This window comes from Actinoplanes sp. NPDC051859, assembly GCF_044452725.1.
Classification (GTDB): Bacteria; Actinomycetota; Actinomycetes; order Mycobacteriales; family Micromonosporaceae; genus Actinoplanes.
Window position 1 is genome coordinate 40464 of record NZ_JBITBX010000015.1, and the last position, 21629, is coordinate 62092.

Genomic DNA, 21629 nt, shown 5'->3' on the forward strand with positions numbered 1-21629 from the left:
CTAGACGATGAAGCGGTCGACGATGCGGCAGGCCCACTGACATGGCGGCGAGCTGCCCTGCTGCCCGGTTGGCTTCGGCGACGCTGCATAGCGGGTGGCGGGCTGCGTGGCGTGCGGACGAGAACAGCCGATCAAGGCGGCGGTACGGTGGATTAACAGCAACCCGAGGATGGAACTGCCGATGGTCAGCATGCAGGAATTCGCCCGGCGGATCAGCACCCTCGGAGCCGGAGCGTTCACCAGCGACGACGTCGTGGACCTGGCGATCACTGCCGATGTGCGGATCAGCGACGACCTCGACATCGACGCCGATCTGGCGCAGCGTCTGCTTGACCGTGTGTCGCCCGCGTTGCCCGTCACCGGAGCGCAGGTCACCGCGGCGCAATGGCCGCCGCCCACGTCTTCGCGGGCTGCGGCGCCGCCGGTGTCGTTCTCCAGCCCCGGCGCCGTCGACGGCCCGACTGATCAGACTGTCCGGCCCCGAAGTGCCGGGCCCGCGCGTCGCGGTCGGAGGCCCGGTTCTCGACCAAACAGGTGATCCGGCAGGCGCCTGGCACCTTCCAGAGTCCCAATGTCCCGCGGTGACCGCGTGACAGCTTGTGCGGCCGTCGACGCCAACCGTGCTCGAGGGCACCCGAGCGGCTGACCTGGTGAGCCAAACCCCAACATGCGCGATGAGGCAGGCACGAGGCTCACGGGAATTCGAGCTCGTCAGCGACAAGCTCTACCTCGAATCCGTGAGGGTCCTCAAGGTAGGCGGCGTAGGTGTGGGGGCCGCCGGCGTGAGGGTGCCTGTCGGTAAACATCAACGACCAGCCGTGCCGAGGAGCATCGGCGACCAAGAGGTCGAGTTCGTCGCGGGAGCCTGCGCGGAAGGCCACGTGATTCATCCCGCTGTGCAGGCGTTCGTGACGGCCGCGAATGTGGTCTCGTCCGGATTCCAGCACGACGTATGCCTCACCGCTGGCCCAGGCGCATCCGGTTGCCCAGACGTTGTCGACGGTGTAGCCAAGCCGGGTCAGGAGCCACGGCCAGGGACCTTGTGGCGTGGTGGCGTCGTCCATCCAGAGTTCGAGGTGATGCAGGCTGCCCCGTCGGTTCATCGACTGATCTTTTCCTGCGACCCCGCGTCATCGTCCGGCGGGGCGCGAGGCACCCGCGACGTCCCAGCGTGGAGCCGCGCAACGGGCGTCTGCTCGGTCCAGTAACGGACGTAGGCGGGCGCGCGTTCGCCGTTGCCGTCGATGTGCAGCCCCTCGTACCGGTCCACCTGCGTGATGGAGTGATCCCGGCGTAGCGAGCCTGGAGATCGCCGTCAACTCGGCGCTGGTCGGCGGCGGCCGGTCCGCAGAACAAGCGAGGCGCTGATGAAGGCGAACAGCACTGTGACGGCGACCGCCACCCACGACGACCCCGATGCTGCCGGGCAGGCCCCACCGGGCCGGCGGCGCCAGCCGGAGGACATCCAGGACTTTCGGCCTGGTCGGACGTCCCGACTCCTAGCCTCCGCCGACACGATCCGCAAAAGCTCCCGGCAACGCCGGTAGCCAAATGGGTCTGAGTCCGGACCGGCTGGGCGCGTTCGGGGCCGCGCATCGTCGGCGGCACCTTCGCGCACCAGCGGGATACCGATGCCGTGGCGGCAAGTCTGCTAGTCGAGGCTTTGCACCATGAGGTCGTGGTAGTCGCCGATCGACAGGGTCACCGTTCCGCCCGTCAGGAGCTCGTAGTCCCACAGCTTGCGTTCCGGGTCGAACGATTCGATGGACACCTCAAGCCGCAGGAACAGGTCCTTCGCAGCCGATGACATCGGGCCGGCGATCTCGATGGCGTCCGCCATACCGCTCCACGGTCGCGCCTGCACCGCCGGCAGTTTCATGAACTCCGTACGCCCGAAACTCAAAGGGCCATCGCCGTCGGGCATGTGCACCCGAAACTCATCCGCACGATCCAGGGACTCGGTGAGCAGGAGACGCCACTGGGCGTCGGGAACGGGACCTACATACTCTCGTGCCATCTCGTGATCGTCGCCTAGCAGCGCAAGCGCTGCCGGGCACAAAGCGCTTGGCATGAGCCCAGAGGCAACCCACACGGCCCGCTCATCGCCCCGGAACCCGACACAGATCCCGACGCGGTCCGCCCCTCAGGGACCGCCGCCCGCCGGGCTGATCGAGCCCGTTGCAGCCTCCCACCCAGTCGGCGCCAGCACCCGTCGTTGTCCGCCGACGGGTGCAGGGTTCGAGGCGTGCCGGGCGGGTACGTCACCACCGACAGCATATTCACTGACGGCGATCAAGGAGCCTGTCATGCAGCCTTTCGTGTTCGAGCCGTGGTCATGGCGCGACCCCGCAGCGACGAGCAATCCCGACACCGCACATATCGCTGACGCCGACCGCGACGACGCGGCGCGCACCGACAATCAGACCGGAACGGACCTGGCCGGAGCGGACCTCCTCGCCGGCTACCACGTCGAGGCCACCGACGGCAGCATCGGCAAGATCGACGAAGCCACCTACGACGTGGGCAACGCCTACCTGGTCGTGGACACCGGACCCTGGATTTTCGGCCGCAAGGTACTGCTGCCCGCCGGCACAGTTGTCCGGGTCGACCACGACGACAACAAGGTGCACGTCGACCGGACCAAAGCCCAGATCAAGGACTCGCCGGAGTACGACAAGGACACTTTCAACACCCCCGCCTACCGCGAACAGGTCGGCACCTACTACACCGGCAGCTACCGCGACACGCCCCCCACAAACTGACCCACCCCCATCTCCATTCTATGACGATGAATGGCCGCCGCCCTGCGTCGGCTGATTCACTACCGCCCGAGCTCCGAAGTACGTGCTGGGCTTCCACACATCTGGCACCTGGTGCCAACCGAAGGCGCCGCCGATGAGGACGGGCACGATCTGTCGTAGCGGGCAAGGCAGGCGCCTATCAACGACGTACGCGGCCCAAGTTGGGTGTTAAGGCACCGGCCTGGGCCGCGCCACCGTGCGCTTCGGCGCACCGCCAAGCCATCCGGCGGCCGGGGTCCACATTCGTTGGCGGGTGATCTGTCGCTCTAACTTCGCAAGGGGTGAGCCCTGCTCGAATTGGCTCGGACGGAGCGGGTCGCCCGCGTATGGTCGTTACGGCCGAGGAATGCGTACCGTCCCGACCGGCTCGTTGTTCGGTCCGGTTGCGTGCACTGAGCGAGCAGGCAGCGGATCTCGCGACCTGACGGGTCGTTGACAATGCTCGACGAGGGACCGGGCGTTGTGGGATGGGATTGCCCGATCCGTTGTTGGTGATCGAGGATGAGTCCATGGTCGTTTCGTACAGCCGGGGGATTCACCAGCTTGCCGCGGACACGTTCGCGTATCTGAGGCCCTCGGGGTCTTGGGGGTTTAGCAACTGTGGGCTGGTGGTGTCGGGAGATCGGGCGTTGCTGGTCGATACTCAGTTCGACTTGCCGATGACTCGGGAGCTGCTGACCGCGGTGAAGGACAGCTGCCCGGGGGTGGTCATCGAGACTGTAGTGACGACACACCCCAACGGTGATCACTGCTGGGGCAACCAGCTGGTGGCCGGTGCAACGAAGATCGGGTCCGCAGCATGTCGGGATGCGCTGTCGCACGAGGTGCCTCCCGCGCAGCTCGCGGCGTTGAGTGCGCCCGATGGTCCAGCGACGGCGTTGGGTGATTATATGCGCCGCTACTTCGGGCACTTCGACTTCCGTGACATCGCTGTCACAGGGCCGGACCGGACGTTTACCGGGCGGCTGGATGTCCGAGTGGGTGATCGGGTGGTCGAGCTGATTGAGGTGGGACCGGCGCACACCGACGGCGACGTGATCGTGCATGTGCCGGACGCCCGCACGGTGTTCACCGGGGACATTCTGTTCGTTGACGATCACCCCATCATGTGGACAGGTCCGGCCGAGAGTTGGATCAAGGCATGTGACGTGATTCTGCAGACCGGCGCCGAGTTCGTGGTTCCCGGGCATGGTCCTGTCACGGATCTTGATGGCGTGCGCCTGTTCCGCACCTACCTTGAGCTGGTCGCCGAGCAGGGGAGTCACCTGTTCGCGGCGGGAGTGCCCTATTGGCAGGCTGCCGACGAGATCCGGCTACCGCAAAATTGTGCCCGGTGGGGTCATCGTGAGCGCCTGGTCATCACGTTGTCGGCGCTGTACGCCAACCTGGGTCAGCCGCGCGACGAGTTGTTGGCGGTGCTCGCTCACGCTGCCGAGTTCGAGCAGCGGATTGTCCGGGTGGGGAGCTGACCGCAGTCGTGTGTTTCGGCGCTTGCCCTGCTCAGCTCGCTGGAACTACGTAGATGAGCCGGTGATTCGGGGCGCGCAGTGGTTGCAGGGCGACGATATTGACCGGTTTTTCCCGCTGGTGGTACGGCAAGAACAGCGAGCGACGATCCCCGTCGGGGTGTTGGTAGGTCGAGGTGTCGTCCCAACGGTCCCGCGCGAAGGCGCACTTGGCCCGGATCTCGTCGATGATGACCTTGAGCCTGGGATGTTCGGGGAGTCGAGCGTGGACGAAGCGAATCTGGGCCAGCATCTGGGGTGCCCAGTCGGTTTCCCAACGGTGTAGTTGCTGTTTGGCTTCGGGGTAGGTGAAGACCCAGCGCATGATGTTCGACTCGCCTCCGGTTACCCAGGGGAACCAGTCGGCCATGTGCTGGTTGTAGGCGATCAAGTCCCAGGCTTCGTCGTTGAGGTAAGCCGGCCAGGGCTGACTGCGCAGCGTCGTGATCAGCGACTCGAGGCCGTTGGCGATGGGTGCTGCATCGGCGGAGGGTTGTGGCTCGTTGCCGGTGGCGAGCAGGAACAGCAGGACGCGTTCGTCGGCGTTCAGGTGCAGGGTGATGGCGACGCGGTTGAGTAGATCGCTCGACCAGTTGTGGATTTCTCCGCGTTCGAGGCTGCGGTACCAGGCGAGGCTGCAGCCGATGCGAACTGCGGCGAGTTCTTGGCTGACCCTCTGCCGCCGGCGCGCTCCGGTGTGGTGGTCGGGGAAGATGTTCGGGTCCAGCCGCTGCCGCCATGCTTTGACGTGACGGGCGAGTTCGTCGCTGATGTCGGTGGTGGAGAGTCCTGTCTGAGTCTCACCTGTCATGTCGTCCTCGGGGTCAGGTCACGCTGGCCGCGCGTGAAGCATCATCGAACGTATCAGCGCCGATCACCGCGTGTGGTCCCTTTGTCTCCCCCTGCACGGGAACCCCATCCCGGCCGAGACGCGGAGGGCCATCGCTGTCGCTGAATGTAGTCATCCAAATCGCTAGTCCCAGTAGCGGTAGTGGCACTGTCTGGTATGGATCCGCAACACCATGCACACTGTTCGGTCTGATGAGGGGATCAGCGTGCCCCATCGATGAGGGCGCGGCGGCTTTCGGCAGGTGAAAGCGGCATCGACGTATGCAGGGGGATCGAATTATGAGCCGAACGGTTCTAGTGGTGGGGGGAGCCCGCGGGATCGGTCGAGCGGCGGCAGAAACGTTCGTGCGGTGCGGCTACCGGGTTGCGGTGACCTACCGTCAGTCACCGCCGGAGAATGACGTGTTCTCGGTTCGGTGTGATGTGGATCATGCAGCTCAGGTGGACGCTGCTTTCAATGCGGTCGAATCGGAGCTTGGCGCGGTCGAGATCGTCGTGGCGAATGCGGGTGTCACACGCGACAAGTTGTTGCTGCGGATGGATGAGGATGACTTCGCGGGTGTGGTCGATACGAACCTGACCGGGGCCTGGCGCGTCGCAAAGCGCGCGACGATGAAGATGGTCCGTGCGCGCTGGGGAAGGTTGATCTTCGTGTCGTCGGCGGTCGGCATGCTCGGCGAAGCGGGTCAATGCAACTACGCTGCCAGCAAGGCTGGCTTGGTGGGGATGGCACGTAGTTTGGCCCGGGAACTCGGGTCCCGTTCGATCACGGCGAACGTGGTCGCTCCTGGCTACACGTTGACGGACATGACCGCTGGGCTGAGCGAGGCGCAGCGCGAGCACATGTTGTCGCGCATTCCGTTGCAGCGTGCGGCATCGCCGCAGGAGGTAGCCGACGTGATCGCTTTTCTGGCCAGTGACGAGGCCAGCTACGTCACCGGCGCCGTGCTTCCCGTTGACGGCGGCGTCGGGATGGGGCACTGACCATGATGTGCCGTGACCGCGTGCCGGGGGGCGACGGGAACATGGAGGACGAGGGAACACCGCAGCCGCAGTATTCGGTGGGTCGGCGTATACGCCGGGCGCGGATGCGTCGGAGATACTCGCAACGTCAGACGGCGCAGCGGATGCGCTACGAGCTGTGTCGGCGCCGCGGTGCGGCGCCGACTGTGGAGGCGCTCAAAAACTCGCTGTATCGCTGGGAGACGAACTTCAACGTTCCGAACGAGGCGAACCGGCGGCTGTTGGCGCTGGTACTCGATGTGACGGTCGCGGAACTCGGAATGACCGAGGATCCGGACTTCGTGTGGTGACAACGGCCCGCCTTTCGAGGCGGGCCGTTTCCCGTTGCAGCTCAGTCGTACTCGGGTGAGGGGCCGGTGAACACGCCGATGGCCCACGCCGTGGTGCCTGCGTAGTTGTGCAGAGCGGTGGCGAACATGAGCGACAGGTCAGTCGATTGGTGGAGGCGTCGGGCGACGGCCGCTGGGTCGTCATATTGCGAGATCGGGCTGCCATCGAGGTGTCGTTTGATGATCTGCATGAGGTCCTGGCGCGCTTGCGCGACATGGTCCTGCTGCTCGGCGAGGGGGGTACTCGCCGTGTCCTGCGCGAACCCGATGCTGGGTAGCAATGCCTCAGGTTCCCGCAGCAGGTGTGACGGCAGCAGCGAGAGCTGTTCAGCGCCTGGAGCCGCGGGCTCACAGTCCGCAGCAATGGCGAAGGCTGTGGCAGCGGCGTAGGCGGCATACCGTGCGGTGATGATGGTGTAAACGACGGTGAGCTGATCGACGTAGCTCAAGGCACTCACGGCGAGCATGTCGGCGGTGCTCACCTCGACATCGCCGCCGCGAGCATGGGCACCTTCGCTGGCGACCGTGGCCGTGATTTCGCCGAGTGTTGCCTGGTTGAGTGCCAGCGCCGCGAGGTTGCAGGCTGATCCAAGGCTTACCAGCGCGGCCCTGACCTGCGATGGGAGCCGTATCCCGCAGTCGGTGGGTAGCACTTCGTGCGTTGGCACGCTCATCGAACAAGACCCCCACGTTGGCCGCTCGTCGCGGCGTGCTGAAGACCTCCATCGAAGTCCTGGGCATGTATTTAATCGGCGAGCCAGGCCGCGTCAAGAGTCCACCCGGCCGCTGCTGCTGTCCGCAAGATCATTCTAGCTGTGCTGACGCGTGCTGACGGATGCTGACGGATGCCGACTTCCGACGAAGACGTCGGTTTACCAGGCTTGTCGATGTGATCCCCATCCACCGTCCGGCGGCTGACTTTCGAGTAGTCCCGTCCTGCGCATCCACTGTGGTTTGCAGTGCCCTGCAAATCCGCGGGCCGGTGGGCCGCGGTGCCTCGACGCGGATGCGTCGAATGCGGCGTCGCGCCCTGGTGGTGGCGTGCCGCCTCGCGGAAGCCGGCCGTGAGCCCTTGCCGCCCCGACGGTGACGCACCTGCGATCACGCTCTGAACTCGTCGAGCCGGTGATACGCCGGCACCTTGGAGGTTGTTCGTGCACATCCGTTACCTGCGCTTCGCCGCAGCCGGCATCGCGGTCTCTCTGCTGGCCTTGTCGACACCCGCCATCGCCGCCCCGGTTGTGCCGGGCGGGGGCAGCACGGTCGCCCCCAACGAGCCAGTCACGTTGACGTTGACGCTGGCCGGTGCGAAACCGGCCGACGTCGAGCGCTCCGCCGTAGCCGCCGTCGGCGGGAAGGCACATCGATTCCTTGACCGCCGCCAGCTCCGTAAACGTTTCGGTGCCAGCCCAGCGCGGGTGGCGCGCGTCACTTCGTGGGCGCGCAACGCCGGATTTTCGGTCGGTCACCTCGACTCCACCGGAACACGGCTGACCATTCACGGCACCGCCCGGACGGCGACAGCGGCGCTCGACACGAGATTGCAGCGCGTCACCGTCGATGGGGTGACCGTGCGGGCGGCGGCCTCACCGGCGCGGCTACCCGCACCAGTGGCCTCCGACGTCCTCGCGGTCAGCGGCCTGACCCAGCAGGTCGCCCGGCCACTACACGTCCGACCGCGACAGGTGTCTGCGGCGCCGGGGTGTGTGCCAGCCCTCGCCAGCTCGCGACCGACCGGGAACCGGCCATGTGCGACCTCGGCCCCCAAGGCGCGGCCGGCAGCCGGAAGTTCCGGAACGGGCCGGTATTGCAACACGTATTGGGGTCAGTGGAACGCCGACGTGCCGCAGAAGTACGGGCCGGACCGGCAGTCGAACCAGCTGTGCGGCTACAACGGTGCGCAGCTGCGCTCGCTGTACGGCCTCACACCTTCCGACACCGGTGCTGGGCAGACCGTCGTGATCGTCGGCGCCTACGACAATGCGACCACTCTGGCCGACGCCAACAAGGCGTTCGTCGCCAATGGCGTCCCGGCCCTGCCGGCAGACCGGTACCAGGTGAAGCGGTATCCGACCACCCCGACGGCGGGAGTGGACTGTGATCAGAACTCTTGGCATCTTGAGCAGGCGCTCGACGTGCAGACCGTCCACACGATCGCCCCGGCGGCGCGGATCGTGTACGTCCCGGCCGCCGACTGCACCCAGCTCGAAGAAGCCTTGGCGCAGGTGATCGGCGACGCGTCGCTGGATGCCAGCATCGTGTCGAACTCGTGGAGCATGCTCGCCGAGCCTGACCCGGCGGCGTCGACCGCGACCAACAGCATGCTGGCCCGCGCCACGATCTTGGGCATTGGCACGTACTTCGCGTCCGGTGACTACGGCGACACGTCCACGCTGCCCGGTGGCCGCGCTGGCAACGTGTCGTTCCCTGCGTCCTCGCCGTGGGTCACCGCGGTCGGCGGCACCACCGCGGCGCTCGGTGCCGACAACAAGCTGCTGTGGCAGACCGGCTGGGAAAACGCCGGCAACACCCTCACCGGTGGTCAATGGCAGCGCCTGAACCCGGCGTTCATCGGCGGAGCCGGAGGCGGCGCCAGCGCGTACGTCACCAAGCCGACGTGGCAGTCCACCCTCTCCGGAAACAAGCGGATGGTGCCGGACGTGTCCGCACTCGCCGACCCGTACACCGGCTTCTCCATCGGCACGACCACGAACGGCACCTTCCAGACCGGACCCGTCGGTGGAACGTCGCTGGCGACGCCGATCGTCGCGTCGCTCGCCGCGCTGGCTCAGGCCAAGGCCGGCCCAGACACGAATATCGGACTGCTCGCCCCTGTGCTTTACGCCAAGGCAGGCGCCGGCAGATCCGCACTCGCCGACGTCACTCACGTCGCGGCGGGGATCTGGACACCCGGTATCAGCGCCGATCTTCCGCCCGGTGACTACCTGGTCGACGTGGACGCCGGTGTGCAGCCATCGCTGACTACCCGACCCGGCTATGACGCGGCCACCGGCCTCGGCGTACCGGGACGCACCTTCCTGACGGATGTCGTGTCCTGATGCGTCTTGTGGGCTCATCCCGGGCGATGCGCGTCTTGTGCGTGGCCGGTGTGGCCATGGTGCTGACCGCGGTGACCCTCACCGTGGTCAGCACCAGGCATCACCCGCCGGCCCCCGCCAACGTCGGCACCCACCCGATCACAATCGCGCCCGCGCCGATCGCGGTCCCGCACGTGCCCGCCGAGGTACTGCGGCGGTTACCCGTCGTCGACACCGAGGCCACGCTCACCCGCGCTCCCCACCAACCGACGCTCACCACGGCCGGAACATCGTCGGTGGTGCACAACCCGGCCGCCGTGCCGGTATTCACCGCCCCCGGCGGGCGGGCCTTCGCTCGGCTTCCGAAGACCCAGCTCGGCAATGACACCTGGCTACCCGTCGTCGCCGAACAACCCGGATGGGTGCAAGTCCTGCTGCCGAGCCGCCCGAATGGCTCCGCCGGATGGCTTGCGGCGGCCGGCCTGCGCCGGGCCATCACTCGCCACGAACTGCGCGTCGACCTCGCCGCGGCGCGGTTGGACCTGCTGCGCGACGGCGAGATCACCAAGTCGTGGACAGTCACCGTCGGCACCAGCGACACGCCCACCCCGACAGGCGACACTTTCCTGCTCGCCTCAATCCGCGACCCGCAGCAACCCTGGACCCCCCTGATCCTTGCCTTAGGAACGCACAGCACCGTATTCGACCGGTACGCCGGCGGCCCGGGAACGGTCGCTATCCACGCCTGGACGTCTGCCCCGACCGGCCAACCCGGGAGCCACGGCTGCATCCGCGTACCCACGTCGGCTCTGCGCACTCTCGCTCAGGTTCCGCTGGGCACCCTCGTGCGCGTCGCCAGCCGGAAGAAGGGTCGTGATGGCCGTGCTTGAGATGGCGGCGGGCATTGCCGTGGTTCTCGCTTTCGCCGGCCTAGCGATTGTGCTGGGTCCACCACCCGGACCGCATGATCCGCGCGGATCCGGTCCCGCGCCACCGCGTCATCCTCCCGAACGGCCGCAGTCGCGGTGGTGGCCACCGCCGGCCTGGACTCGATGGCCGCCCTACTGACCACACGCTGAATCTGCTGCCACATCCTCTGCCACACGCGCGGTAGACCCGGCCGCACACCATCATGTTCGCCTGGATCCGAGCGCTTTCCACTGCGCCAACACCCTCAGGGCGCAACACGTACGCAGACGTTCGCAACACACGACTTCCGAGCGCGACAACGATTGGTCGGCAGCCCTTCCCCACATCATCGACCTCTAGGAAGGACCCATCCTCGATGAATGCACGAGCTACACGCACAGGCGTTACCGCCTTTGCCGCTCTCGCCTTGACCGGCCTCGGTATTGCCGTCTGGAGCAGCCAGGCCGACGCCGCTGGCAGCTACCACGACGCCGCCTACGGCATCTCCGCCTCCGGCGCAGCCCCGATCGGCGCCACCCCCGCCGTGTCCAGCACCGACGGTGCCAAACAATCGTCCTCCGGCGGCGCGCGGTCCGCTGACGGCGCCATCAGCATCAACGCCGCGACGGTCTCCGCGGGTGCTGGCAAAGCATCCGCCACCGTTTCCGGGTTCACCGCGTTCGACGGCCTCGTCCACGCCGACGAGGTCACCGCGACCTGCACGGATGGATCGGTGTCGTCACACGCCAGCGGCGCGTCCGGCACCGGGAAGAAGGTGGCGGTGGCGTACGGCGTCAAGATCCGCAACGACGACGGTTCCACCACGATCGTTGGCATGCAGGTCCGGGTCACCGCCGGTGCCGGCGCCGAGGCCGCCACCATCAACATCGCCTCCGTCACCTGCGCGCCGGGAACGTCGCACCCCACCCCACCGACGACGCAACCCACCGCGACGCCCACGCAGCATGACCCGACACCCACCCCGACGGCCTCACACCACAAGCCCACCCCCACACCGACAGCCACACAACACAAGCCCACCGCGACCCCGACCGCTTCGCACCACCAGCCAGGCCCAAAACCCACCACGTCGAGCACACCGCCGCGGACACCCGAGTCGACGACCGGCCGGGACACCGGCTCCGGACCGGCCCCGGTACCGACGCCGCGTACCACGCACGTGCCCGTCACCGGCTGACCAAGCCCTGAGCACCTCTGATCTGTCCAGTCCGAAGTCGACGTCCGTGTGGGCGGTCATCATGCCGGTGGCCGCCCACACAACACCCTCAACCACCTGGAGGCGTCATGCCGTTCGCGCTTGTTATGCCAACAGTCGCCCGCGTTACGCCGCGCGATCTCCGCCAAGCCGCCGTGCTGCTTGCCGATGGCCTGCGCTACCAGCCCCTCGCGCGCTGGCTGGTCCCCGACGACGCGCACCGCGAGGACATCCTGGACGCACACGCCCGCATCATCACCGAACACGCCTTGACCTACGGACATGTCGACATGCTCAGCGACTCCTCCGGCGTCGCGGTCTGGTTCGACCGCACTACACCATTGCCGCGCCCGTGGGAACACCGCCGCCGGTTCCGCAAGGCCCACGGCCGTCACCGGGAGGCGTTCGCCCTCGCCGATGCCCTCGCCGCCTACCACCAACCGCGTTTACCGCACCACCATCTCGCCATGCTCGCCGTCACCCCCGCGCTGCGGGGCACAGGCCGCGGCAGCCTTCTCCTCGACGCTCACCACCGCACCCTCGACGCGGCCGGCCTACCCGCCTACGTTGACGTCGACACCGGCACTGCCGCCGCCTGGCTCGCACGCCGCGGGTACCTCACCCGGCCCACCTACACAGTCCAGACCGGGCTGACGCGTCACCCGCTGCTGCGCCACCCCAGCGCTGGCGCGGCCTCGGCCGCTGCCTGAACCCGGCCCGACGGATCTGTCATGGCCGCACTGGAACTAGGCACCGTGCTCTGCACGAAATGCTACTCGGTGCCGAAAGAACCCTGCCGCGAGAACAGCCCTGACGGCTGGGCCTTCCGCGACCGCATCCACCTGCGCAGACGCCGCGCCCAAATCCAGGAAATGCCCGAATATCTCTCGCCCCTCGTCGCGGGCAAGCAGATCGGCCTACGAGCCAAAGAAGTCAAAGAAGCCCTCGAAGAGGGCACCTTTCCGCTTCCCCTAGTGCACGTTGGGCGCCGACTAGTGGTTGCCCGAAAAGCACTACTTGACGCGCTGCGTGAACCGCGGACAACCTGACCCGCGAAAAGACGACCACGGGTCATTGTCCGCGCGAATAGCGTTGGGCGAACTCGACTCTCCTTGCTGGCTGATCATCCACGCTGACTGCAAGCACATTCGGCAGTCAGCGTGGTCTGCCATCTGCATGCCCGCATATAGATATCGCGTGTTTCTGTGCCTCGGACATCATGCGCAAATGCGTGCTGACGCATGCTGACGGTTGCGGGCATGTGATGTCGAACGCTGATACTTGCTGACGGATGCCGACTTCTTAAACGTCAGGTGCTTCGTCATTCTCGGATAGGTGATCGAACAAAGCGAAGCCGAATTCTAAGGAAGTCCGCTCGGTTCTTCGGTCACGTGCGAATGGTCCGGCCGGGGGGTCAAACCGGCGTCGAACCTCACTTCCCTGAGGTTCGACGCCGGTACCCACGGCCAGCCGATTCCCGCATACGCGCCGCCCCACTTTCTCTGGCGCGAATCGATTCCGAGGAGGCCAGGCCACATGTCGAACGTGTCCCGCGACGAGCTACCCGCTGATCCCCGTTACAGCGCGACGCCGTCCACGCCGGACCCGTCCACAGTGGCCGGACCCAAGCCGGCGGAGCAGTTTCCCACATCTGCTGCTCCGCCGGCCGCGGGTCTCCTCATCGATTCCGAAGCCACCACGCGGCCCGTACCTGCACGGCTAGGTCCCCGCGGTCTCGTCGACCAGGTGTGGCTTGATGCCACTGCTTCCCGCAGCCGGTTGTTGGCGGTGTCGGCGGCGGACGGGGGAGTCGGCCGCTCGACGCTGGTCACCGCGCTCGGCGGACTCCTCGCCCTGGCGAGCCCGGCACCCGTTGTCGCGATCGACGCGGTAGGCCGCTCGTGGAACGGTCTCGCCGACCGGATGCCTAGCGCCGACAGCGGTTCGGTGGCCGACGCCGTCCATGCCCTCGACCTGCATCCGACTGGCCCGGTGGACATCGACGGGTGGGCGAGGACCGGTCCGACCGGCCTGCGTGCCCTGGTCGCCGAGCCCTCCACGACCGGCGACCGGCAGCCTCCCGCTCTTGGGCAGACGCTCACCGTCGCGCGGGCACTGTTCCCCGCGCACGCGACGGTGCTGCTCGACCTGCCAATCGCCGACACCCGCCGGATCTGGCTCGCCCTCACCCAGGCATCGGTGCCCGTCCTGGTCGCCCGCGCGACGACCGACAGCCTGCGACACACCATGCATCTGCTCACCGCGATGCGCCGCGCCGACCTCGACACCAGCCGGGTGGTGGTCGTCGTGACGGCCCTCAACAGGTCCACGCCGCGCGCCGTCCGTGCTGTCACCCGGCAGCTCGCCGGACAGGTCGCCGCCCTCGTCACCGTCCCGTACGACCCGGCGCTCGCCGCCCCGGAGCCCGTCGACGTGCGGCGGCTGCGCCGCCCGACCCGCCGCGCCTTGCTGCACGCATCCGCCGCGGTCCTCAAGTCCTCCCAGGACGCATCACCGCCCGCAGCCACCTCAACGCTCACGCCTGCGGCGGCGGGTCATCACCTCGAGGAGGTTCTGCCGTGATTTCCCGCATCCTCGCCGAGCCCATCCCCGAGCCGGGCGAACCAGGAGACGGCGGCTTCGACTTCGACAAGGTCAAGCCGGACCCGTCGGCCGTGCCCGGCAACGGAGACATCTTCTACACGCTCGTCAACGGCGCCATGTTCCTCGGCATCGTCGCTGCTGTTGCCGGACTGATCTGCGGTGCGATCGCCTTCGGCGTCGGCCCCATCTTCGGCGCCCACCTGATCAGCGACCGCGGCAAAGCGATGATGTGGAAAGCCGGCCTGGTGGCCCTCATCGTCGGTTCTGCCACGACGATCATTTCGTTTCTGCTGGCGCAGCAGTGAACCAGGCGATGACAGGCGCCCCGGCCGTCCCACGGACCGCTCGGCCTCACCGCAGGGCCGTCACGGCGCTCGTGCTCGCGCTGCTGTGCACGCTCGTCGGCACTCTCACCGTGACAGTCACCCCAGCGCACGCCGCACCATCCAGCCTTGCCGCACCGACGCCGAGCCCAGCCGTACCGAGCGCGCCGCCATTGCCGACACCGAGTCCGACAGCGTCGCCCGCGCCGACCGCCAGCCCGACGCCCAGCATTCCCTCGCCGCCAGTGCCGGACGACGACAGCGATGGTGCCTGCGCCCTCACCGACGTCGAGTGCAAAGTCAGTCACGCAGTCGAGAGAGCGCTAGCGTCCGGGATCAGCTGGGGTGTGCAGGGCCTGGTCGACCTGGTGGTGGCCGGCGAAGTCGTGATGCTGTCCTGGCTCGCCAAGATCGTTTTCAAGTTCACGTCTGTGGCCTCAGCCAGCGACGCGTTCTACGACGTCTACAACTCGATCGCCGGCGTCCTGATCATCCTCGTTTTCCTGTTCTTCCTGATCTCGACGATCATCAACGGGTTGCGCGTCAGCGGCCCCGGCCCGCTGTCGACCCTCGGCGGTCTGGTCCGCGCCATCCTCGGCATCAGCTTCGCCGGCGGCATCGCGTTCACCATCGTGCAGGCCTGGGACACGGCCACCAACGCGCTCATCGACGCGAACTCCAGTAAGCCCTGGAACCCGTCATGGATCGTCGAGGGGATCACCGCACTGTCCGGTGGCGTCGGCACGGGGTTCGTCGCGCTGCTGATCGCCGCGTTCTCGATCATCGGGCTGATCTTGCTGTTCATCATGCTCGTGTTCCGCAGCCTGCTGACCACCGGCGCCGCGCTGCTCGGCGCGATGGCCATGACCGGGCAAGTCATGCCCGAGACCCGGCACTGGGGTCGGCGCTGGTTCTGGACCGTCAACGCCCTGGCCAGCAGCAAATTCTTCATCGCAGCGCTGTGGATTTACGGGTCGCGGTCCGCGTACGAGTCGGACAGCCTGATGGCCTCGCTGCAGGGGCTGCTGCTGATCTGGGTGATGGTGCTGACCCCGGCCGTGCTGCTGCGGCTGACGAGCATGTGGGACGGCTACCTGTCCGACGTCAACGCGCTCGGGGTGTTGTCGGCCGCCGGTAACGCTTCGGAGGTCGGCGAGTCGTTCGGCAAGGCCCTCACCGAGCCGACCGGCAGCGGCGGTGATTCCGGCAGCGGCGGTGACTCCGGTACCGCGGACGCGGCCGTCGAGCAGATGTCCTCGGCCGCTGACGACATCAACACCACCCCGGGACAGGCCACCACCGACACCGACGAGCAGAACCCGGCACAAGCGAACTCCGATGAGCCGGCGGGCGAGGACGAGGACCAGGCAGGCGTCGGTAACGACGATGAAAGCGCCGACGAGAGCACCGAACCCGGCGTGGGCGCGATGGCCGGTGACGGAAACGCATCTGCCGACATGGACGCCGCGGGCGGGGAGTCCGCCAAGGGAGATCTTGAGGCGGGTGCGGACGGCGCGGCTGGCCGTGCGTCCAGCCTCGTAGGTGCCGGTGACAGCGACTTCGGTACTGGCTCTGCCGCCGACGCGGATCCCTCTTCCGACGCACAGGGTGACGGCGTGACGGGCGGACAGCCTGGTAGCCCCTCGGCGGCCGAAGGCGGCGACATGGCACCGGGTGGCGCCGAAGGAACGCCTCCTGCCGAGTCGGTGGCCCCCGGGGCCGCGAGTCCCGTCGGTGCTCCGGCCGCAGACGGGCCGAGCCCCACCGCCGACGCCGAAGACGGCCAGCACGGCGACCCTTCCGGCGACGGCAGCACGTCAGGGCCGAACACCGGCTCGGAATCTATCGCACCGCCGACGCCCGGTCAGGGCGGCGACACCGGGGGCGGCGAGCAGCCCGAGACCTCACCTGTCGGCGAGCCGGCATCCGGTGGTCGCGGGGCCGCGGGTGCCCGCGGAGCGGGTGGCGCCGCGTCGGGCGGCGGCACCGGGGTCCGGGCCGAAGAAATCGCGATCGCCGCACTTTAAGTCAACGGGGAGACCTTCGTGATCAAGTTCAAGTTCCCGCCCAGGAGTAGCCGCGGCGCGATCCTCGGGTTCACCGCCAGTCAGCTCGGCATGGTCGTCGCGGGTGTGATCTGCGCAGTGATCGGCGCCAACCTGCTGACCGTCGGGCATCGCTGGCTGGCGATTAGCCTGTTCACCGCCGCCGCCCTCCTGGTGACCTTGGGACTGCTTCGCCTCAAAGGGCGCCGGGTCACCGAGTGGCTGCCCGTCGTCGTAGGCGCATTGCTGCAACGCCGCTCAGGTCAGGACGAGTACCGCGGCGCGCTGTACTCCCCGGACGTGCGCGCCGGGCACCTCGACCTGCCGGGCCCGGCCGCAGGCTACGAGTGGCTGACCGCCGTCGCCGGCGACGGAATGACCGAGGTGGGGCTGCTGCACCACCGCCGGGAGCGGACCGTCACCGCAACCTTGCTGTGCAGTGGCACCAACTTCGTCCTCGCCGACCGCAGTGTCCAAGAGCAGCGCCTCGTCGACTGGGCGCAGGTGCTGCAAATCCTCGGCACCGAGTACGCCGACACCGGCCTGGTCCGCTGGTCGGTGTCCAGCCGGGCCGTGCCCGACGTCGGGAACCGGGCCCGCCGCTACCTGGTCAACCGGGCGGTCGACACCACCACCGCCGCCTACCGGTCACTGGCAGAACTCACCGCGTCGGCAGCTCCGGCAGCACGCCGGCACGAGGTGTTCCTCACGGTCGTCTTCGACACCGCCCGCATGTCCGCCGAAATCAAGCAAGCGGGTGGGACTGACACGGCGATCGGTGTGGTGGTGCTGGACCGGCTCGCCGGGATCGCCGCGACCGTCGCCGAGGCCGGCATCACCACCAGCGGATGGCTGTCCCCGCGCCGGTACGCGGCGGTCCTGCGCACCCAGTTCGATCCGGCCGACCAGGAAGTCGTAGACCTGCGGGGCAGCACCGCCACCCGCACCGGCGTTCCAGTAGGAGTGACACCGCGGTTGGCCGGCCCCGTCGCCGCCCGCACGCTCGGCTGGAACACCTACCAGCACGACTCCGGCTACTCGCGCACGTTGTGGGTGGCGCAGATGCCCCGCCAGTCGGTCACCGCGACCTGGCTGACCCCCCTCTACACCCGCACCACCGCGTGGCGGACCGTCACGATGGTCGCCGAACCGGTCCCTGCGGCCCTCGCCATGCTCGCCACCCGCCGGGACAAGGTGTCGCGCGCCGGCGACGAGCTGACCAAACGCAAACTGCGCCTGGTTCGCACGGCGAGCGAGGACAACGAAGCCCGATCGGTCGAGCAGATCGACCGCGAACAAGCCCAAGGGCACATCCGATACCGCTACGCGGTGCTGGTCGCCGTGACCGCCACCAGCATCGACACCTTGGAACGCGACGTGCGCTCGGTCAAACGGCTGCTGTCGCGGGCCGGCTGCGAAGCCGTGTCCCTGGCCGGCGAGCAGGACCAAGCCTTCGCCGCGGCGGCGTTGCCGCTGGCACGCGGTCTCAAGCCGCTGCGGGGGTGGTTCGCATGAGCCGGCTTCGCCATGAGGGATCGCTGGCCGACCGCATCGCCCGCCGCGCGCAGGACCGCGACGACACCCGAGCCCTCGAGGCCCTCACGCGAGAGGAACGCGCCGTCGCCCGGCAGACCACGCGGCTGCTCGGGCCGAGTTCGGTCGGCAAGCGCGGCGCCGCAGGCAAGGCGGCGGGCCGGGTGTGCTGGCGGCTGCGGCTTCCGCCGCTGGTCACGACCAGCGCGCAGCTGTGCTCGGTGTATCCGTTCGTGTCCGACCCGGGCTTGCCGGTCGACGGGCCGCTGATCGGCACCGAGGTGTATTCGCGCAGCCAGCACTGCTTTTCTCTGCACGAGCTGTACCGGGCGAAGGTCGTCACCGCGCCGAACATGGTCGTCACCGGTGAGATCGGCACCGCCAAGTCCAGCCTGCTCAAGACCGTCGCGTTCCGCGGCGTGCCGTTCGGCACCCGCTGGTATGTCACGGACTACAAGGGCGAGTACGACGAGCTTGCCGCGCTCGCCGGCATCGTTCCGGTCCGGATCGGCCCCGGCCTCGGTGTCGTCATGAACCCCCTCGCCGGGATTCGCCGGCACCCGGAGCAAACCGCACAGCAGTGGCTGCACCTACAACGCGCCCGCCGGCTGCTGCTGCTCGAAGGGCTCCTCGAGATCCAGCTCGGGCAAGCGTTGACGGAGGCCGAGCGGTCGCTGATCGAGTACGCGGTCGACGCGATCAGCGGCGCTGATGACGGCACCAGCATTACGCGGATGGCGACGCCGACGCTCAGCGGTGTCCTCGCCGTGATGGGGGACACCAGCCGGTGGCAGCACCGCCTGGCCCGCCTGCAATACCCCCTGGACGCGTTCATCGGCGACTCCCGGCGCGTGCGACTCGCCCTGGAACGCCTCGTCTCCGGGGTACTCGGCGGCGTGTTCGACGGCCCGGCGGAGTCGAACGCGGCTCTGGACTTCAGCCAGTCGGGTGCGGTGCTGGACCTGCGCATGGTGCGCGGCAGCGATCAGCTGACCGCGATGGCGATGACCTGCGCCCAATCGTGGCTGGAGACCGAGCTGTCCGCGCCGGACGCCCCGCCCCGGGTGTGCATCTACGACGAGTTCGCGCTGATCGCCCGGCACCTGCCGCTGATCCGGCGGATGCGCGAGCAACTCAAGTTGGCCCGCGCGCTGGGTATCGCGAACATTTTGGCCTTCCACCGCTTCTCCGACCTGGCCGCGTCCGGATCCGCCGACTCCGAACAGGTGCGCATCGCCCGCGGCCTGATCGAGGACTCCGGGGTGCGGGTGTCGTACCGGCAAGCCGCCGGCAGCCTCGACCAAGCCCGCGAATTCCTCGGCACGACCGACGTCGAAACCGAACTGCTGCGCTACCTGCGCCAAGGCGTCGCCCTGTGGAAGGTCGGCAACCGGCCCTACGTCGTCAAGCACCAGCTGTCGCGCATGGAGACGCCGATGGTGCGCACCGACAGCCGCATGGAACTCGTCGAGGGCGTCGACGGCCTCTCCGAAGACGACTACGAGCAACGCATCGAAGCCGTCGCCACCCAGACCGCCCCCACCGACAGCACCGATGCTGAGGGGCTGGACGTGTCGTTCGGGCGGGAGCTGCCATGAACCGGCGGCCACCGCTGTCCTCACCCGGACATCACGTCGCCCGGCGCGGGGTGATGCGCACCGACGTCGCCGCCCGGCTAGTCCTGCTCGGCGTCGCCGTCGTGATCACCCCGATCGGCATCTGGACGCTGTGGTGGGCCGGGCAACTCTCCGGCTTGTTCACCCACGCGGCCTGGCCCGACACCACGCCGGGCGACGCGCCGCGCATCGCGTTGCACCTGGTCGTCAACGGCAGCCATCCCGCGATGGCGTGGCCCGAGGAAGCACGGGGGCAGCTCGGCCCAGGGTGGCTGCTGTACGCGCTGTGGATGGCCACGTTCTGCGTGGTCCTGACCGCGATCTTCGTGCCGGGCGTGGCCGCGGCCCGCCGGTTCGTGCGCCGCGCCGGGTTCGCCCGCCGCCGCGACATCGACCGCACCCTCAGCGCCGACGCCGTCGTGGCGCGCGTCGACGTGGTCCGGCCGGGTCTGACCGTCACCGAGACCGACGACGAGACCACCCGGGCCGCCAAACAGGCCCGTGCGGCGGATCCGTTGGAGACGGGCCGGTTCCTCGGCAACGACGTCCTCACCAAGAAGCCGCTGTACCTGGCCAACGAGTACACGCTGCTGGTCGCCGCCGCCCCACGGGTCGGTAACAAAACCACCCGGTACGTGATCCCGGCCGTGGCGGACGCCCGCGGCGCGGTCCTCACCACGTCCACCCGTCTAGATGTCGCCGAGGTCACCTACGAACGCCGCGCCGCGATCGGACCCACACATATTTTCGAGCCGCAAGGCGAGATCGTCGGCGTCCCCCGGCTGGCGTGGTCACCGATCGAAGGCGCCGCCGACCCGATCGTCGCAATGCTGCGGGCGAACGGTTTCGCATCCGGGTCCGGGATCGGCGACGAATCCGTGGAGAACGGCAAATGGTTCCGCGACCAGGCCGCCACGATCCTGCGCGGACTCCTTCACGCCGCGGCCCTGGACGAGCACGCCACCATGCTCGACGTCCTCGCCTGGTCCCAGAACCCGGCCAACCCACGCCCGGAACGGATCCTGCGCGCGCACGGCGTCGACGCGTGGGCCGACCGGCTCACCCGCCACCGCGAGATGGGCGGCCGGGCCCGCGACACCATCCAGACCGTCGTCGCCGGCAGCCTCGACGCGTTCAACGACCCCCGCGTCCTCTTGGCCTGCTCGCCGCCGCGCGGCACGCAGTTCACGCCGATCGACTGGCTACGCGAATCCGGCACCATCTACCTCGTCGGCACCCGCGACGCCCAAGCCCTCATCGCACCGCTACTCGCCGCGTTCGCCGAGGACATCCTGTACCAAGCCCGCCGGCTAGCGCTCACCGCGCCCGGCGGGCGTATCGAGCCGGCGCTGTATGTCATCGGTGACGAGATCACCAACATCGCGCCCCTGCCGTCGCTGCCATCGCTGATGAACGAGGGCGGCGGCTCCGGCATCGCGTCATCGATCTTCGCGCAGAATTCCCACCAGATCCTCGACCGGTGGGGCGACAAAGGTGGCCGCACCATCCTCGATTCGGCCAACGCCCGCCTGTTCGTCGGCGGCTCCGCCGACGTCGCAGGCCTCCGCGACGCGCAGTCCCTGGCCGGCAAAGTCGACGAGGTGTCCTCGGGGGCCTCCTGGGGCGGCGGCCGGGCCAGCGTCAACGCCAACGCTCGCCGCGAAGACCTGTTCGACATCTCCGACCTGCGCACCCTGCCCGAAGGCCGCGCCATCGCGCTGATCGGCAACCTCCCGCCCGTCGAACTCGACGTCCCGGCTTGGTGGCAACGCCCCGACGCCGCCGAGCTCACCGCCGGGCGCGACGTGTTCCGCCGCCGACTCGCGCAGGCGGCCTGA

General features: G+C 68.3%; 23 protein-coding genes. 17 read left to right on the top strand and 6 right to left on the bottom strand.

Going from position 1 to position 21629, the window contains the following annotated elements:
* On the bottom strand, positions 1 to 192 hold the full coding sequence (locus ACIA1L_RS29100; RefSeq protein ID WP_396076193.1) for a hypothetical protein: 192 nt from the start codon (positions 190 to 192) through the stop codon (positions 1 to 3).
* On the opposite strand from ACIA1L_RS29100, the gene ACIA1L_RS29105 reads away from it, so the two are divergent.
* Entirely contained in the window at positions 182 to 538 is a 357-nt protein-coding gene (locus ACIA1L_RS29105) for a hypothetical protein (RefSeq protein WP_396076194.1), read from the top strand. The genes ACIA1L_RS29100 and ACIA1L_RS29105 overlap by 11 nt on opposite strands.
* 154 nt (positions 539 to 692) lie before the next feature.
* Here the strand turns inward: ACIA1L_RS29105 and ACIA1L_RS29110 are convergent, their stop codons facing one another.
* Positions 693 to 1103: a glyoxalase gene (locus ACIA1L_RS29110; protein ID WP_396076195.1), complete on the bottom strand. Its 411-nt coding sequence runs from the start codon at positions 1101 to 1103 to the stop codon at positions 693 to 695.
* The gene (locus ACIA1L_RS29115) at positions 1100 to 1270 is read right to left on the bottom strand and encodes a hypothetical protein (RefSeq protein WP_396076196.1); all 171 of its coding nucleotides are present in this window, start codon (positions 1268 to 1270) and stop codon (positions 1100 to 1102) included. Before ACIA1L_RS29115 ends, ACIA1L_RS29110 begins: the two co-directional genes overlap by 4 nt.
* Positions 1271 to 1367: 97 nt before the next feature.
* Here ACIA1L_RS29115 and ACIA1L_RS29120 point away from each other — a divergent pair, with 97 nt between their 5' ends.
* Entirely contained in the window at positions 1368 to 1547 is a 180-nt protein-coding gene (locus tag ACIA1L_RS29120) for a hypothetical protein (protein WP_396076197.1), read from the top strand.
* Between the two features lie 104 nt (positions 1548 to 1651).
* Here the strand turns inward: ACIA1L_RS29120 and ACIA1L_RS29125 are convergent, their stop codons facing one another.
* A complete protein-coding gene (locus ACIA1L_RS29125; RefSeq protein WP_396076198.1) occupies positions 1652 to 2017 on the bottom strand; it encodes a hypothetical protein in 366 nt (121 codons plus the stop codon).
* 289 nt (positions 2018 to 2306) lie between these two features.
* Here ACIA1L_RS29125 and ACIA1L_RS29130 point away from each other — a divergent pair, with 289 nt between their 5' ends.
* The gene (locus ACIA1L_RS29130) at positions 2307 to 2762 is read left to right on the top strand and encodes a PRC-barrel domain-containing protein (protein WP_396076199.1); all 456 of its coding nucleotides are present in this window, start codon (positions 2307 to 2309) and stop codon (positions 2760 to 2762) included.
* A 506-nt stretch (positions 2763 to 3268) separates the two neighbouring features.
* Positions 3269 to 4270 (top strand): MBL fold metallo-hydrolase, encoded by a 1002-nt coding sequence (locus ACIA1L_RS29135; protein WP_396076200.1) that lies wholly within the window; start codon positions 3269 to 3271, stop codon positions 4268 to 4270.
* Positions 4271 to 4301: 31 nt separating this feature from the next.
* Here the strand turns inward: ACIA1L_RS29135 and ACIA1L_RS29140 are convergent, their stop codons facing one another.
* Positions 4302 to 5117, bottom strand: a complete 816-nt coding sequence (locus ACIA1L_RS29140; RefSeq protein ID WP_396076201.1) for a hypothetical protein — start codon at positions 5115 to 5117, stop codon at positions 4302 to 4304.
* A gap of 317 nt (positions 5118 to 5434) precedes the next feature.
* Between ACIA1L_RS29140 and fabG the strand changes: the two genes are divergently transcribed.
* Together fabG and ACIA1L_RS29150 are read left to right on the top strand one after the other, a co-directional pair.
* Positions 5435 to 6139: a 3-oxoacyl-ACP reductase FabG gene (gene fabG / locus ACIA1L_RS29145; protein ID WP_396076202.1), complete on the top strand. Its 705-nt coding sequence runs from the start codon at positions 5435 to 5437 to the stop codon at positions 6137 to 6139.
* Between the two features lie 143 nt (positions 6140 to 6282).
* Positions 6283 to 6468, top strand: a complete 186-nt coding sequence (locus ACIA1L_RS29150) for a hypothetical protein (RefSeq protein ID WP_396076203.1) — start codon at positions 6283 to 6285, stop codon at positions 6466 to 6468.
* A gap of 41 nt (positions 6469 to 6509) precedes the next feature.
* Here the strand turns inward: ACIA1L_RS29150 and ACIA1L_RS29155 are convergent, their stop codons facing one another.
* Positions 6510 to 7181, bottom strand: coding sequence for a hypothetical protein (locus tag ACIA1L_RS29155; RefSeq protein ID WP_396076204.1), 672 nt, complete (start codon positions 7179 to 7181; stop codon positions 6510 to 6512).
* A 480-nt stretch (positions 7182 to 7661) separates the two neighbouring features.
* On the opposite strand from ACIA1L_RS29155, the gene ACIA1L_RS29160 reads away from it, so the two are divergent.
* From ACIA1L_RS29160 to ACIA1L_RS29210, 11 genes are all read left to right on the top strand, one after another.
* The gene (locus tag ACIA1L_RS29160; RefSeq protein WP_396076205.1) at positions 7662 to 9566 is read left to right on the top strand and encodes a protease pro-enzyme activation domain-containing protein; all 1905 of its coding nucleotides are present in this window, start codon (positions 7662 to 7664) and stop codon (positions 9564 to 9566) included.
* Entirely contained in the window at positions 9566 to 10435 is an 870-nt protein-coding gene (locus ACIA1L_RS29165) for a L,D-transpeptidase (protein WP_396076206.1), read from the top strand. The genes ACIA1L_RS29160 and ACIA1L_RS29165 overlap by 1 nt, the downstream gene beginning before the upstream one ends.
* A gap of 395 nt (positions 10436 to 10830) precedes the next feature.
* Positions 10831 to 11652: a hypothetical protein gene (locus ACIA1L_RS29170; RefSeq protein WP_396076207.1), complete on the top strand. Its 822-nt coding sequence runs from the start codon at positions 10831 to 10833 to the stop codon at positions 11650 to 11652.
* 107 nt (positions 11653 to 11759) lie between these two features.
* Positions 11760 to 12380 carry an N-acetyltransferase gene (locus tag ACIA1L_RS29175; protein ID WP_396076208.1) on the top strand — a complete coding sequence of 207 codons (621 nt, stop codon included), beginning with the start codon at positions 11760 to 11762 and terminating at the stop codon, positions 12378 to 12380.
* Positions 12381 to 12401: 21 nt separating this feature from the next.
* Positions 12402 to 12719, top strand: a complete 318-nt coding sequence (locus tag ACIA1L_RS29180) for a hypothetical protein (RefSeq protein WP_396076209.1) — start codon at positions 12402 to 12404, stop codon at positions 12717 to 12719.
* A gap of 487 nt (positions 12720 to 13206) precedes the next feature.
* Positions 13207 to 14253: a hypothetical protein gene (locus ACIA1L_RS29185; RefSeq protein ID WP_396076210.1), complete on the top strand. Its 1047-nt coding sequence runs from the start codon at positions 13207 to 13209 to the stop codon at positions 14251 to 14253.
* A complete protein-coding gene (locus ACIA1L_RS29190) occupies positions 14250 to 14579 on the top strand; it encodes a hypothetical protein (protein ID WP_396076211.1) in 330 nt (109 codons plus the stop codon). The genes ACIA1L_RS29185 and ACIA1L_RS29190 overlap by 4 nt, the downstream gene beginning before the upstream one ends.
* A 263-nt stretch (positions 14580 to 14842) precedes the next feature.
* Entirely contained in the window at positions 14843 to 16624 is a 1782-nt protein-coding gene (locus tag ACIA1L_RS29195) for a hypothetical protein (protein ID WP_396076212.1), read from the top strand.
* 18 nt (positions 16625 to 16642) lie between these two features.
* Positions 16643 to 18157, top strand: coding sequence for an SCO6880 family protein (locus ACIA1L_RS29200; RefSeq protein ID WP_396076213.1), 1515 nt, complete (start codon positions 16643 to 16645; stop codon positions 18155 to 18157).
* Entirely contained in the window at positions 18154 to 19773 is a 1620-nt protein-coding gene (locus ACIA1L_RS29205; protein WP_396076214.1) for a hypothetical protein, read from the top strand. Before ACIA1L_RS29200 ends, ACIA1L_RS29205 begins: the two co-directional genes overlap by 4 nt.
* Positions 19770 to 21629: a type IV secretory system conjugative DNA transfer family protein gene (locus tag ACIA1L_RS29210; RefSeq protein WP_396076215.1), complete on the top strand. Its 1860-nt coding sequence runs from the start codon at positions 19770 to 19772 to the stop codon at positions 21627 to 21629. Before ACIA1L_RS29205 ends, ACIA1L_RS29210 begins: the two co-directional genes overlap by 4 nt.

Coding starts and splice junctions, on each gene's coding strand:
- ACIA1L_RS29110 (WP_396076195.1), bottom strand. CDS start 1,103: ATGAACCGACGGGGCAGCCTGCATCACCTCGAACTCTGGATGGACGAC.
- ACIA1L_RS29210 (WP_396076215.1), top strand. CDS start 19,770: ATGAACCGGCGGCCACCGCTGTCCTCACCCGGACATCACGTCGCCCGG.
- ACIA1L_RS29125 (WP_396076198.1), bottom strand. CDS start 2,017: ATGGCACGAGAGTATGTAGGTCCCGTTCCCGACGCCCAGTGGCGTCTC.
- ACIA1L_RS29150 (WP_396076203.1), top strand. CDS start 6,283: ATGCGCTACGAGCTGTGTCGGCGCCGCGGTGCGGCGCCGACTGTGGAG.
- ACIA1L_RS29100 (WP_396076193.1), bottom strand. CDS start 192: ATGCTGACCATCGGCAGTTCCATCCTCGGGTTGCTGTTAATCCACCGT.
- ACIA1L_RS29140 (WP_396076201.1), bottom strand. CDS start 5,117: ATGACAGGTGAGACTCAGACAGGACTCTCCACCACCGACATCAGCGAC.
- ACIA1L_RS29205 (WP_396076214.1), top strand. CDS start 18,154: ATGAGCCGGCTTCGCCATGAGGGATCGCTGGCCGACCGCATCGCCCGC.
- ACIA1L_RS29185 (WP_396076210.1), top strand. CDS start 13,207: ATGTCGAACGTGTCCCGCGACGAGCTACCCGCTGATCCCCGTTACAGC.
- ACIA1L_RS29120 (WP_396076197.1), top strand. CDS start 1,368: ATGAAGGCGAACAGCACTGTGACGGCGACCGCCACCCACGACGACCCC.
- ACIA1L_RS29165 (WP_396076206.1), top strand. CDS start 9,566: ATGCGTCTTGTGGGCTCATCCCGGGCGATGCGCGTCTTGTGCGTGGCC.
- ACIA1L_RS29175 (WP_396076208.1), top strand. CDS start 11,760: ATGCCGTTCGCGCTTGTTATGCCAACAGTCGCCCGCGTTACGCCGCGC.
- ACIA1L_RS29135 (WP_396076200.1), top strand. CDS start 3,269: ATGGGATTGCCCGATCCGTTGTTGGTGATCGAGGATGAGTCCATGGTC.
- ACIA1L_RS29105 (WP_396076194.1), top strand. CDS start 182: ATGGTCAGCATGCAGGAATTCGCCCGGCGGATCAGCACCCTCGGAGCC.
- ACIA1L_RS29180 (WP_396076209.1), top strand. CDS start 12,402: ATGGCCGCACTGGAACTAGGCACCGTGCTCTGCACGAAATGCTACTCG.
- ACIA1L_RS29155 (WP_396076204.1), bottom strand. CDS start 7,181: ATGAGCGTGCCAACGCACGAAGTGCTACCCACCGACTGCGGGATACGG.
- ACIA1L_RS29170 (WP_396076207.1), top strand. CDS start 10,831: ATGAATGCACGAGCTACACGCACAGGCGTTACCGCCTTTGCCGCTCTC.
- fabG (WP_396076202.1), top strand. CDS start 5,435: ATGAGCCGAACGGTTCTAGTGGTGGGGGGAGCCCGCGGGATCGGTCGA.
- ACIA1L_RS29130 (WP_396076199.1), top strand. CDS start 2,307: ATGCAGCCTTTCGTGTTCGAGCCGTGGTCATGGCGCGACCCCGCAGCG.